At 56.2% G+C, this 12,951-nt stretch carries 10 protein-coding genes and 1 pseudogene; 3 read left to right on the forward strand and 8 right to left on the reverse strand.

What is annotated here, in order from left to right:
* Positions 1 to 13: 13 nt before the first annotated feature.
* From nagK to lolC, 4 genes are read right to left on the reverse strand one after another with little or no spacing between them, the layout of a single operon-like run.
* Positions 14 to 925, reverse strand: coding sequence for an N-acetylglucosamine kinase (nagK, locus tag IM299_RS18130; protein WP_193357901.1), 912 nt, complete (start codon positions 923 to 925; stop codon positions 14 to 16).
* Positions 926 to 979: 54 nt separating this feature from the next.
* Entirely contained in the window at positions 980 to 2,224 is a 1,245-nt protein-coding gene (lolE, locus tag IM299_RS18135; protein ID WP_193357902.1) for a lipoprotein-releasing ABC transporter permease subunit LolE, read from the reverse strand.
* Positions 2,224 to 2,925, reverse strand: coding sequence for a lipoprotein-releasing ABC transporter ATP-binding protein LolD (lolD, locus tag IM299_RS18140; protein WP_008500772.1), 702 nt, complete (start codon positions 2,923 to 2,925; stop codon positions 2,224 to 2,226). Before lolD ends, lolE begins: the two co-directional genes overlap by 1 nt.
* Positions 2,918 to 4,117 (reverse strand): lipoprotein-releasing ABC transporter permease subunit LolC, encoded by a 1,200-nt coding sequence (gene lolC / locus IM299_RS18145; protein WP_028012739.1) that lies wholly within the window; start codon positions 4,115 to 4,117, stop codon positions 2,918 to 2,920. Before lolC ends, lolD begins: the two co-directional genes overlap by 8 nt.
* A 257-nt stretch (positions 4,118 to 4,374) precedes the next feature.
* Here lolC and IM299_RS18150 point away from each other — a divergent pair, with 257 nt between their 5' ends.
* The 3 genes from IM299_RS18150 to IM299_RS18160 all read left to right on the forward strand — a co-directional run bounded on the left by IM299_RS18150 (position 4,375) and on the right by IM299_RS18160 (position 10,160).
* On the forward strand, positions 4,375 to 5,448 hold the full coding sequence (locus tag IM299_RS18150; RefSeq protein ID WP_048956787.1) for an acyltransferase family protein: 1,074 nt from the start codon (positions 4,375 to 4,377) through the stop codon (positions 5,446 to 5,448).
* 149 nt (positions 5,449 to 5,597) lie between these two features.
* Entirely contained in the window at positions 5,598 to 9,044 is a 3,447-nt protein-coding gene (mfd, locus tag IM299_RS18155; protein WP_045630106.1) for a transcription-repair coupling factor, read from the forward strand.
* A 150-nt stretch (positions 9,045 to 9,194) separates the two neighbouring features.
* A complete protein-coding gene (locus tag IM299_RS18160) occupies positions 9,195 to 10,160 on the forward strand; it encodes a L,D-transpeptidase family protein (protein ID WP_193357903.1) in 966 nt (321 codons plus the stop codon).
* Positions 10,161 to 10,229: 69 nt separating this feature from the next.
* On the opposite strand, the gene IM299_RS18165 is transcribed toward IM299_RS18160, so the two are convergent.
* The 4 genes and pseudogenes from IM299_RS18165 to IM299_RS18180 all read right to left on the reverse strand — a co-directional run bounded on the left by IM299_RS18165 (position 10,230) and on the right by IM299_RS18180 (position 12,949).
* Entirely contained in the window at positions 10,230 to 10,592 is a 363-nt protein-coding gene (locus tag IM299_RS18165) for a hypothetical protein (protein ID WP_193357904.1), read from the reverse strand.
* Between the two features lie 247 nt (positions 10,593 to 10,839).
* Positions 10,840 to 11,967: a hypothetical protein gene (locus tag IM299_RS18170; protein WP_193357905.1), complete on the reverse strand. Its 1,128-nt coding sequence runs from the start codon at positions 11,965 to 11,967 to the stop codon at positions 10,840 to 10,842.
* On the reverse strand, positions 11,967 to 12,224 hold the full coding sequence (locus IM299_RS18175; RefSeq protein ID WP_032639699.1) for a PAAR domain-containing protein: 258 nt from the start codon (positions 12,222 to 12,224) through the stop codon (positions 11,967 to 11,969). The genes IM299_RS18170 and IM299_RS18175 overlap by 1 nt, the downstream gene beginning before the upstream one ends.
* Positions 12,224 to 12,949 (reverse strand): annotated as a pseudogene (locus IM299_RS18180) (hypothetical protein). Before IM299_RS18180 ends, IM299_RS18175 begins: the two are co-directional and overlap by 1 nt.
* Between the last annotated feature and the right edge of the window lie 2 nt (positions 12,950 to 12,951).

A 12,951-nucleotide genomic window follows, 5' to 3' on the forward strand; every position in this document is an offset into this window, starting at 1 on the left:
AAGACCTCGTAAACTAATCGGTGAGATGAAGGAATGCGGCTCCGCGCATGCCTCCCGCGTCCCCGTGTCGCGCGCGTTCAATGCGCGGCACGCGGGCGACCGGCAATAAATGTCGGGGCAGACGCCCGGACAACCGTTCCGTAATCGCAGTAAAGTTTGACAGCCCTCCCCCGATCACCAGCAGATCCGGGTCGACGATGGTGAGAATATTTCCCAGACACACCGCCAGCAGATCCAGATAGCGCTCGACGTGCTCACGCGCCTGCGCATCCCCCTGCTCCCACAGGGTAATGATTTGAGGGGCCTCAAGTTTCTGATGATAGAAGTGTTCGTAAAGCCATGCAAACCCGCGTCCTGAGAGATAGTTCTCGATACAGCCGTGCTGGCCGCAGCCGCAGCGGGTCAGCGGGAAATCACGCCCCACCACCTCCAGCGCATCCACCGGGAGACGGATATGACCAAACTCCCCGGTGATGTAGCTGCGCCCGGTAATCGGCTTGCCGTTGATGACAATCCCCCCGCCTACGCCGGTACCGAGGATCAGCCCCATCACCAGCGGATAGCGGCGGAATTCATCGTCCCAGGCTTCAGAGAGGGCAAAGCAGTTGGCATCGTTATCTAAACGCACGTCGCGTTTAAGGAGGGCCGAGAGGTCGGCGCGGAGCGGTTTACCGCTGGCGGCAGGCACGTTGGCGGCATACAGCGTACCGTCGTCGGTTTCGGGCATGCCCGGAATACCAATGCCGACGCTGCCTTTTACGCCAAAGCGTTCATCCGCCTGCGCCACCAGCGCAGTAATGGCGGTTAAAAATTCATCGTAGCTTTCACGCGGCGTGGGAACGCGGGTTTCCCACTGCAGTTTGAGGTCTTTATCAAACACGCCGAGCGCAATCTTGGTGCCGCCAATATCAAATCCATAATACATAACGCATTCCTCTTTCTGACATAGCGGCCTCAGGACCGCTACACCATGACGTAATTACTGGCCACTTAATACCCTCGCCGGATCAATTCGGCTTGCGCGACGCGCCGGATACCAGCTTGCCAGCAGACTCAGTAAAAGTGCTGTAACCAGCACATAAAAAACGTCCAGCCAGTGCAGTTCAGACGGCAGGAAGTCAATAAAATAGATGTCACCGGACAGGAACTGGTGACCAATAAGCTTTTCAATCCCGTTGATAATCGGCGTCAGCTGCAGAGAAACCACCACGCCAATCACCACGCCGCAAAGGCTGCCGAACAGCCCTGCCAGCAAACCGTACCAGACGAAGATGGCGCGAATAAGACCGTCTTTTGCCCCGAGGGTACGCAACACGGCGATGTCGCCGCTCTTATCCTTAACCGCCATGACCAGCGTCGAGACGATATTAAAGCACGCCACGCCAATCACCAGCACCATCGCCAGATACATGATCGCACGGATCATCTGGATATCACGGTACATATATCCGTAAGTGCCGACCCAGCTTTTGATATAGACATAGTTATTGGTGACGCTGCCGGCATCACGCACCAGTTTGTTGGCGTTAAAGACGTCGTTCACCTTAATGGCAATGCCCGTCACGCTGTCGCCCATGTCGAGATACTGGCGCGCATCCTCCAGCGGAACCATCGCAAAGCTATGGTCAAGCTGGCCGCTCAGTTGGAGAATACCGGTGACGTGCAGGCGCACGCGCTTGGGCTGCTGTAATTTGTGATCGGCGCTGGCGTTCGGGATCATGATTGACACCCAGTCGCCCTGCTTCACCTTCAGGGCATCGGCAACGCCTTTACCCATAATGATCTGCTGCTCGCCGGCCTTAAAGTTCGCCCACGCTCCGTTCTGAACATATTTCGGCAGCGCGCTGAGCCGCGCTTCCTGGGCCGGGTTGACCCCTTTCACCTGAATGGCGCGCAGGTTTACCCCGCTCTCCACCAGCCCGGTAAAGTTAATGTATGGCGCGGCCGCGTCAATGCCCGGCACTTTTTCCACTTTGGCGAGCGCATCGCTCCAGTTGGCCCACGGCTGGTTAACCGGCTCAATCTCCCCGTGCGGCACCACCGCCAGAATGCGGTTATTCAGCTCGCGCTCAAAGCCGTTCATGGCGCTTAAGCCGACAATCAGGACCGCCACGCCCAGCGCAATACCGATGGTGGAGATAACGGAGATCAGCGACACCATACCGCCGCGACGGCGGCCGCGGCTAAAGCGTAACCCGATGAGTAACGATAACGGTGACGCCATTACTCTGCCCCCATCAGGGTCAGTTCCGCATTCAGATGGCCGTCGCGCATCTCAAGCTGGCGACCCATGCGTTTTGCCAGCTGCAGGTCGTGGGTCACCACCAGAAACGCGGTTCCCTGCGAGGCGTTCAGCTCGCCGAGTAGCTGGAAGATACTGTCCGCATTGCGGGCGTCCAGGTTACCGGTCGGTTCATCCGCCAGCACCAGGCGCGGATTATTGACCAGCGCGCGGGCAATCGCCACGCGCTGGCGCTCGCCGCCGGACAGCTCCGACGGGCGGTGATTTCCCCGGTGGCCCAGCCCTACCGCTTTCAGCATATCGCTGGCGCGGGCGTTGATTTCTGCCGGTTTCTTTTTGCCAATCAGCAGCGGCATCGCCACGTTTTCCAGCGCCGTAAAGTCCGGCAGCAGGTGGTGGAACTGGTAGATAAAGCCCAGCTCGCGGTTACGCAACTCGGCCTTCGCCGCAGAGGACATTTTGCTCATCGGCTGACCGGAGAAGATCACGTCGCCGTTGGTTGGCGTGTCCAGCCCGCCCAGCAGGTGCAGCAGCGTACTTTTGCCCGAGCCGGAGCTGCCGACAATCGCCATCATCTCGCCCTCGCCCACGCTGAAGCTCACATTGTGCAGCACGTCAGTCTGCACAGTGCCTTCCTGATAGCGTTTGGACAGGTTGTCGCATTGCAACAGGATCTTATTCATAACGTAAAGCCTCAGCGGGTTGAGTGGCGGCAGCGCGCCAGGAAGGATAAAGCGTAGAAAGCAGCGCAATGGCCATCGCGGCCAGCGCAATTCCGACCACCTGCAGCGGCTCGATAGCCACTGGCAGCGCCGCGCCGTCAAGGAGCGCGCCGATGATCGGCATTAAATTATTAAGCTGGCTGGCAAGCAGTGCGCCGAGCACGGCGCCCAACAGCGCGCCGATAATGCCTGCACTGGCCCCCTGCACCATAAAGACCGCCATGATCTGGCGCGGCGTCAGACCCTGGGTTTGCAGGATGGCGACTTCGCCCTGCTTCTCCATCACCATCAGGCCCAGCGAGGTGATGATGTTAAATGCAGCCACGGCGACGATCAGGCTCAGCAGCAGCCCCATCATGTTTTTTTCCATGCGCACGGCCTGGAACAGCTCGCCTTTACGCTCGCGCCAGTCCTGCCATTTGGTGCCGTCCGGCAGTTTTTGCTGGCTGAGGGTATCGACCTTCAGCGGCTGATCGAGCCACAGGCGCCAGCCGGTGATATTTCCCGCCGGGTAACGCATCAGGCGTGACGCATCCTGAATGTTCACCAGCATCTGATAGCCGTCAACTTCGCTGTTGGCGGCAAAAGTACCAATCACGTTAAACAGGCGCTGGCTCGGCAGGCGACCCATTGGCGTAAACTGGCTGGCGGACGGCACCATCACGCGCAGCTGATCGCCGCGGTTGACGCCAAGCTGCCCGGCAAGCTGCTCCCCCAGAATCACGTTGTATTTTCCGGCTTCCAGATCGGTTTGCTTCACGTTAACCAGGAACGGCGTCAGCGGGTCTTTTTGCGCCGGGTCAATCCCCAGCATCACGCCGACCGCCACGCTGCGGGCGCTTTGCAGCACCACATCGCCAGTGGTTAAGGGCGCAACGCGCGTGACGCCCTGTAACTTCGCCGCGCTTTCCGGCAGCTGTTGCGGGTTAACGGAACCGTTATTCGATGAGAGAACGGCCTGCGGCATCAGCCCCAGGATGTTGTTTTGCAGCTCGCGCTCGAAGCCATTCATGACGGAAAGCACCGTCACCAGTGCCATCACGCCGAGCGTAATGCCAATAGTCGAAAGCCAGGAGACAAAGCGACCGAAGCGGTCCGCGGCGCGCCCACGCATGTAGCGTAAGCCTATGAAGAGTGCGACAGGTTGATACATGAAGTCCGTCTGTTTGCTGATAGCAGACCCACGAGTATATAAGCGAATCCGTTAAGGGTAAATGACTGAAACCGTAAGCTTTGGTAATCATTTTTCCGAAAAACTCAGATAAATCAGGGTGGTACTTTCCATTTCCCCTCTGGATAGTCTCCACCTTTTCCGAAAAACGTCCCGATACAGACAGTTACCCGTTACATCTCTCTGTCGTTTTAGAACAATTGCCCCTACGTTTATGGCAAAACTGGTATGGGTTACCAATGAAACAAAAAGCATTATGGATTAATCAGATAAAAGGGCTGTGCATCTGTCTGGTGGTGATTTACCACTCGGTCATCACCTTTTATCCTCATCTCAGCGGGCTACAGCATCCGCTCTCCGGTCTCCTCGCCAAATGCTGGGTCTATTTTAACCTCTATCTCGCCCCGTTCCGGATGCCGGTTTTCTTCTTTATCTCCGGCTATCTGATCCGTCGTTATATTGATGAGGTAGACTGGCGCACCAGCCTCGACAAGCGGATCTGGAGCATTGTCTGGGTTCTGGCGCTGTGGGGGATCCTGCAATGGCAGGCGCTGACCCACCTGAACGCCTGGCTGGCGCCCGAACGCGAGCTTGCCACCTCGTCGAACGCGGCCTACGCCGATTCCCTGGCAGGATTTGTGCGGGGCATGCTCACCGCCAGCACCAGCCTGTGGTATCTGTATGCTCTGGTGGTCTACTTCACGCTGTGTAAACTGCTGAGCCGCTGGAAGCTGCCGGTACTCGGACTGCTTGCGCTGGCGAGCATCGCGATCAACTTCCTGCCGCTGCCATGGTGGGGAATGAACAGCGTGGTACGCAACATGATCTACTACAGCCTGGGGGCGTGGTATGGCGCCGAGCTGATGGCGTGGATGAAAAGCTTCAACCTGCGCCGCACCTGGCTGGCTACTGGCGCTTTCGCGGCCGTCTCCGTGGTGCTGTGGTTTGCTAACGTTCCTCTCCTGCTTTCTCTGCTGTCGATCGTGTTGATCATGAAGCTGTTCTACAGCCTTGAGCAGCGTTATGTCGTACATCCCAACAACCTGCTGAACGTGATTGGCTCAAACACCATTGCGATCTATACCACCCACCGCATCTTAATTGAGGCCTTCAGCCTGATCCTGATCGGCGAGATGAATGCCGCTTACTGGCCGGTCTGGGCAGAGCTGTGCTTAATACTGATCTACCCGTTTGCCAGCCTGCTTATCTGTACCCTTGCCGGACTCGGGGTGCGTAAAATTTCCACCGCGCTGTTCGGGGACCTTTTCTTCTCTCCTCCGTCTGCGCGGAGCCTGTCACCTGCCACCCGTTAATGCCCTCTCCGCCCCCGTTTTGGGGGCGTTTAGCCCTGCCGTGCGGTTACAATTTGCTTATGTAAAACGATCGAGGATAATAAAGACATTGCGTATCAGTGATATGCCCCAATACTGTTGGTATATCCATAAGAGACTCTGACATAGCCATGCCTGAACACTATCGTTATTCCTTGCCCGTCAAAGCGGGCGACCAGCGCCAGCTGGGTGAACTCACGGGCGCGGCCTGCGCCACGCTGGTGGCAGAAATCGCTGAGCGGCACCCTGGCCCGGTGGTGCTGGTTGCCCCGGATATGCAAAACGCCCTGCGCCTGCACGATGAAATCCGCCAGTTCACCGATAGCCTGGTGTTCAGCCTGGCCGACTGGGAAACGCTGCCGTATGACAGTTTCTCCCCGCATCAGGAGATCATCTCCTCGCGCCTGTCGACGCTATATCAACTCCCGACCATGCAGCGCGGCGTGCTGATTGTGCCGGTGAATACCCTGATGCAGCGCGTCTGCCCGCACAGCTATCTGCACGGCCACGCGCTGGTGATGAAAAAAGGCCAGCGCCTGTCTCGCGACACCCTGCGAGACCAGCTTGACGGTGCAGGATATCGCCATGTCGATCAGGTCATGGAGCACGGGGAATATGCCACCCGCGGCGCGCTGCTCGACCTTTACCCGATGGGCAGCGACCAGCCGTATCGTCTGGATTTCTTTGATGATGAAATCGACAGCCTGCGCGTGTTCGATGCCGACACCCAGCGCACGCTGGAAGAGGTGGAATCCATCAATTTACTGCCTGCCCACGAGTTCCCGACGGACAAAACCGCCATCGAGCTGTTCCGCAGCCAGTGGCGCGACAGGTTCGACGTAAAGCGTGATGCAGAACATATCTATCAGCAGGTCAGCAAAGGTACGCTCCCGGCCGGAATCGAATACTGGCAGCCGCTGTTCTTCAGCGAGCCGCTGCCCGCCCTGTTCAGCTACTTCCCGGCGAATACGCTGATTGTGAACACCGGCGATATCGACGCCAGCGCCAGCCGCTTTGAAAGCGAAACCCGCGCGCGCTTCGAAAACCGGGGCGTTGACCCGATGCGTCCGCTTCTGCCGCCGGAAGCGCTGTGGCTGCGCACCGACGAACTCAACGCCGAGCTGAAGCGCTGGCCGCGCATGCAGCTGAAAACCGATTCGCTTGCCGATAAGGCCGCCAACACCAACCTCGCCTTCCGCACGCTGCCGGAGCTGGCCGTTCAGGCTCAGCAGAAATCGCCGCTGGATAATCTGCGCAAGTTCCTGGAGTCCTTTACCGGCCCGGTGGTGTTCTCCGTTGAGAGTGAAGGCCGACGCGAAGCTTTGGGTGAGCTGCTGGGACGCATTAAGGTGGCGCCGAAGCGCATCCTGCGTCTGAGCGAAGCGACCGGAAACGGTCGTTATCTGATGATCGGCGCCGCCGAGCACGGGTTCATCGACACGCTCAACAACCTGGCGCTGATTTGCGAAAGCGACCTGCTGGGCGAGCGCGTCGCGCGCCGCCGTCAGGACAGCCGTCGGACCATCAACCCGGACACGCTGATCCGCAACCTGGCCGAGCTGCATCCAGGCCAGCCGATTGTTCACCTGGAGCACGGCGTTGGCCGCTATCAGGGGATGACCACGCTGGAAGCGGGCGGTATCAAAGGTGAATACCTGATGCTGACCTACGCCAACGACGCCAAACTCTATGTACCGGTCTCGTCGCTGCACCTGATCAGCCGCTATGCGGGCGGCGCGGAGGAAAATGCGCCGCTGCACAAGCTGGGCGGCGACGCCTGGGCGCGTGCACGCCAGAAAGCGGCGGAAAAAGTGCGCGACGTGGCGGCCGAACTGCTGGATATCTACGCCCAGCGCGCGGCCAAAGAGGGCTTCGCCTTTAAGCACGACAAAGAACAGTACCAGCTGTTCTGCGACAGCTTCCCGTTTGAAACTACGCCGGATCAGGCTCAGGCCATTAATGCCGTGCTGAGCGACATGTGCCAGCCGCTGGCAATGGACCGCTTAGTCTGCGGCGACGTCGGCTTCGGCAAAACCGAAGTGGCAATGCGCGCCGCCTTCCTTGCGGTGGAAAACAACAAGCAGGTGGCGGTGCTGGTGCCGACCACCCTGCTCGCCCAGCAGCACTTCGACAACTTCCGGGACCGTTTCGCCAACTGGCCGGTACGCATCGAGATGCTGTCGCGTTTTCGCAGCACCAAAGAGCAGACGCAGATCCTGGAGCAGGCAAGCGAAGGCAAGATCGATATTCTGATCGGCACCCATAAGCTGCTGCAAAGCGACGTGAAGTGGAAAGATTTGGGGCTGCTGATCGTCGACGAAGAGCACCGCTTCGGGGTTCGCCATAAAGAGCGCATCAAAGCGATGCGCGCGGACGTCGACATCCTGACCCTGACCGCCACGCCGATCCCGCGCACGCTGAACATGGCGATGAGCGGCATGCGCGATCTGTCGATTATCGCCACGCCGCCGGCGCGCCGTCTGGCGGTGAAAACCTTCGTCCGCGAATACGATAATCTGGTGGTGCGTGAGGCCATTCTGCGTGAAGTGCTGCGCGGGGGTCAGGTCTATTATCTGTATAACGACGTGGAAAACATCCAGAAAGCGGCCGACAGGCTGGCGGAGCTGGTGCCGGAGGCGCGTGTTGCTATCGGTCACGGACAGATGCGCGAGCGCGAGCTGGAACGGGTGATGAACGACTTCCACCACCAGCGCTTTAACGTGCTGGTGTGCACCACCATCATCGAAACCGGGATCGACATTCCGACGGCGAATACCATCATCATTGAACGTGCGGATCACTTTGGTCTGGCGCAGCTTCACCAGCTGCGCGGCCGCGTCGGACGTTCGCACCATCAGGCTTACGCCTGGCTGCTGACACCGCATCCGAAAGCGATGACCACCGACGCGCAAAAGCGTCTGGAAGCCATCGCCTCTCTGGAAGACCTCGGCGCTGGCTTCGCGCTGGCCACGCACGACCTGGAGATCCGCGGCGCGGGTGAACTACTGGGTGAGGACCAGAGCGGCTCCATGGAGACCATCGGCTTCTCGCTCTATATGGAGCTGCTGGAAAACGCGGTGGACGCCCTGAAGGCCGGGCGCGAGCCGTCTCTGGAAGATTTGACCAGCCAGCAAACTGAGGTCGAGCTGCGAATGCCTTCCTTGCTGCCGGACGATTTCATTCCGGACGTGAATACCCGCCTGTCGTTCTACAAGCGCATCGCCAGCGCGAAGAATGAGAACGAGCTGGAAGAGATTAAAGTGGAGCTGATCGACCGCTTCGGCCTGCTGCCAGATGCTGCGCGTAACCTGCTGGATATCGCGCGCCTGCGCCAGCAGGCGCAGAAGCTGGGCATTCGCAAGCTTGAGGGCAACGAAAAAGGCGGCGTCATTGAATTTGCCGAGAAGAACCACGTCAACCCGATGTGGCTGATCGGCCTGCTGCAAAAACAGCCGCAGCACTTCCGTCTTGATGGCCCGACGCGACTGAAATTTACCCAGGAGCTGACGGAGCGCAAAACGCGCATGGACTGGGTGCGTAACTTTATGCGTCAGCTGGAAGAGAACGCGATCGCCTGACCTCCCTTCCCCCCCGTTAGCGCAGTGCTGGCGGGGGGACAATTTACAAACTCTTTGCACTTCACCCGATCTTCCCGACACACCCATTCGCCATAATTATCTTTAACCCCTTATAAAACAATAACCTTATCATTTACATGGATTATGGTGATGATGACCTCTTCGCGTTTTACCCGCTGGATAACCCTGTTTGCGCTGGCAGCCACCGTCGCGGTTGCGCTTCCTGCGCGGGCAAACACCTGGCCCCTTCCCCCGCCCGGCAGCAAGGTGGTGGGCGAAAACCGTTTTCATGTGGTTGAAAACAATGGTGGCTCACTGGAAGCGATAGCCAAAAAATATAACGTCGGTTTTCTGGCCCTGCTGCAGGCGAACCCCGGCGTCGATCCGTACGTCCCGCGCGCGGGCAGCGTACTGACCATTCCGTTACAGACTATCCTGCCGGATGTCCCGCGCGAGGGGATCGTGATCAACCTGGCGGAGTTGCGTTTGTACTATTACCCGCCGGGTAAAAATGAGGTTACCGTCTACCCTATCGGTATTGGTCAACTGGGCGGCGATACGCTGACGCCGACGATGGTCACCACCGTCTCGGATAAACGCGCCAACCCAACCTGGACGCCGACGGCCAACATTCGCGCCCGCTATAAGGCCCAGGGCATCGATCTTCCTGCCGTGGTTCCGGCAGGCCCGGATAACCCGATGGGTCATCACGCGATCCGCCTTGCCGCATATGGCGGTGTGTACCTGCTGCACGGTACGAACGCGGATTTTGGCATCGGCATGCGCGTCAGCTCCGGCTGCATTCGTCTGCGCGATGACGATATCAAAACGCTGTTTAACGTCGTTACGCCGGGAACGAAGGTGAATATTATCAATACGCCGATTAAGGTCTCTGAAGAGCCAGGCGGCGTGCGGCTGGTTGAGATTCACCAGCCGCTATCAAAAAATATCGGCGACGATCCCCAGACGTTACCCATTAACCTGAATGCCACGATGGTGAGCTTCAAAACGAATGCGAATACCGATAGCCTGGTGATGGAGCGCGCGATGGAAGCGCGGTCAGGCATGCCGACCGACGTCACCCGGCATCACGATGTTATCCAGCAATCGATATAAATTGGAAAGAAAAACGCCCTGCACGTCTGCTTTACTTAAGGCTCACGTGACTTAAACCTGAACGGATATTTAGATGGCACATAAAGCACTGAACGATCGTATCGTCGGTGCTTTCTTTTTTTTGGCAGGAAATCCCGGATACATAATCAACATCATTAAAAAAACCTTATAGTCTGTGAAAATCCTCAGCGGCACACAAATATAGCATTCCTGTCGGGAAGGGATACGTATCGGCATATATAAGTGGTAGATTCCTGGAGAGTCCTTCAATGATTTTAATTTATTATATGCACACCAGTGCTTTTTGTTCCTGTAATCAAAAGACAAATCAATATCCACCACCATTAACGCAAGCATTACACCGAGGGCCAAATTATCATAATAAAATACAGATTTATGAGGTAAAATAAGAACGATTAGTTCATTCATCATTACATCCCTATGTGCTGGTAAGCTTTATCACCCTGTAGCCAGGTAATAAATACGCCTGCAGCCGTAAACAATCCAGTACATATTACAAAAAGAATAACCAGGAACCCGCCAGAAATATCTTCACCCTCGTTAACGCTGAAACCAAACATAGTTAATATAGCAGTGAAAAATAATATCATTCCGGATAGCCCGGCTGAAGACCACGGTGGAGTGTACATTTTTTCCGCCGGATAATCGGGCTGATGGGTTAATCTGGAGGATACCGCCGTAATAGAAAACTTTTTCTGTTCGGATGCCGCCACAACTGGTCCCCCTGTGCATACGATACTGCATCTGATGCCAGCGCCAGCGCCAGCCACGGATACCCTGCAGAATGCTCACCGAGCGACATTTCAAGCTCCAGCCGATCTGGTACGACTTTTTTTTCGTCCAGCACTTCCAGCAGCGGATACTTCTCTGTGCGCGATAAACCGGTATACCAGATCTGTTTGGGTTTACTGACAGCCTCCGCACGCAGATAAACAGGTACTGCACTTTCTACGTCAATAACCCTCGTCATCGGTTGATAAAGATAAACAGGTTTTTCTCCTTCCGTTTTAACGTAGTAATTCGTCAGGAGAAGCGCGGTAGCATTCTCCATCCACTTGCATTCCCCTTCTTCAGAATGCAAATCTACACAGATAAGCAGGCGTTCAACGACGTAGCCGTTCGTCTGTTTTATCCACTCTGTGACTAACGTATAGTCCGGGCATTCATGCAAAAATGTGATTTTTTTGGTTGAAATCCCGGAGCGTTCAAGCACACGCCGGAGTTCATCGCTACAGGACTCATCCCCACCTCGCACCCATACAAGCGCTTCAATCTGCCTGTACCGGGAGAGTTTTTCCATCATCGGCGCCAGGAGGTAGATAATTGCCTGCCCGGCTCGCGTGAAATCGAATGATTTATCCAGGTCAATTTTCAACGGCATTTTGGCGGCCAGCGGAAACTCCCCCTCCAGTTTCAACATGTTCAGCGCCAGCTCCTTTGTTGCCTTTGGCGGGGTCAGTATCGACCAGCCAGCCAGGATGATGTTACGCCTGGCATAGCTGACAACCTTGTATTCCTGCCGTGCCGCAATCAATAACCGCGTTTCTATGTAGTGTCTGTGCGCGTTATACGCAATACAGAACACCTGTACTAAAAAGGTTACTACAGCGACAGGTATTACCACGGCATCAACAAGAAAACCTGAATCAACATGTTTATTACCCGGCCAGGTGACAGCCCGGATACCAGTACAAACAATCACGACGAGGACATAGACAACACACACACCAATAGTGGGAAAGTCATGTTTAAATTCGTTCTGCTTAGGGTAAAGCCACCAGTTCATCACACGGCCCCCGCAGTGGGCAGTGTGGTGCGAATAACACAGCCGCACGCCGCTTTACAGCCATCCACGACCACGCCCCGGCCGTTCATCGTCCATGTCGGATGGCTCTCTTTAATGGGGAACGTCCCCTTGTGTTCGGGACACATCACCTCATCCCCTTTCAGCGCGACAGGCATGCCCATAAACTGCGCGCCTGACGCCTTAATTACCTTCCCGCCGCTCACCAGCGGGTCATTCAGTCGAATTACGCCGTTCATCAGTATCCTTTCCTTCCTGCGTCCATATCGCAGCGCATATAGTCCCAGCCGGTGTATCCCTTTACTTCCGGAACCTTATCGGGTTGATTGTGCCAATTGGTTTTAAGTTGCTCAGTAGAGCCTTCTAAACCTTGTTTGGTCATATACACCATTCCCCAAGGCCAGCCAGGTGAACGAGGTTCCACTTTCCCGCTTACCTTTTGCCCAGTTCCGTCGTCAACGGTATATTCAATCCCAGGACCACCAGCGGCAAGGCGCGGGTCGTCAAACGGTTTGGACGACATATACAGTCGATGTTTGGTCTGTAAAAAACCCTGATCGTTCACTACAGTAAAGGAAATAACATCGTCATAATAAGGGGCATTACTTCCATCAGGCTCATTGCCTCCCGGCGACATTGATGCACCACCTTTTTCCCATGTTTTTCCATAGTCTTTTGATACTGAAAAACCACCAGTTATATTTCCCCACCACGGAATGGCAATATAACGTTCTGAAGGGTGTACGAACTTTTTAGTGAAAATTCGATAAAACTGACTGGCTATTTGCGAATGAATGCCTTTTTGCGTATCCGTAAATCAGAGCTCTCCTTCGCAGTCCCACCCCTTCAGCTCCAGATAACGATGATCATCAAAACGGTACACTACCTGTGTTGGCGGCTCTGAAGCCTTGCAACCTGCGGCCACCAGCAGCAGCGCGGTCAGCAATGGATAAAGTCCTTTCATGG

The sequence above is a fragment of the Enterobacter cloacae complex sp. P47BA genome (genome assembly GCF_014930485.1).
Classification (GTDB): domain Bacteria; phylum Pseudomonadota; class Gammaproteobacteria; order Enterobacterales; family Enterobacteriaceae; genus Enterobacter; species Enterobacter bugandensis.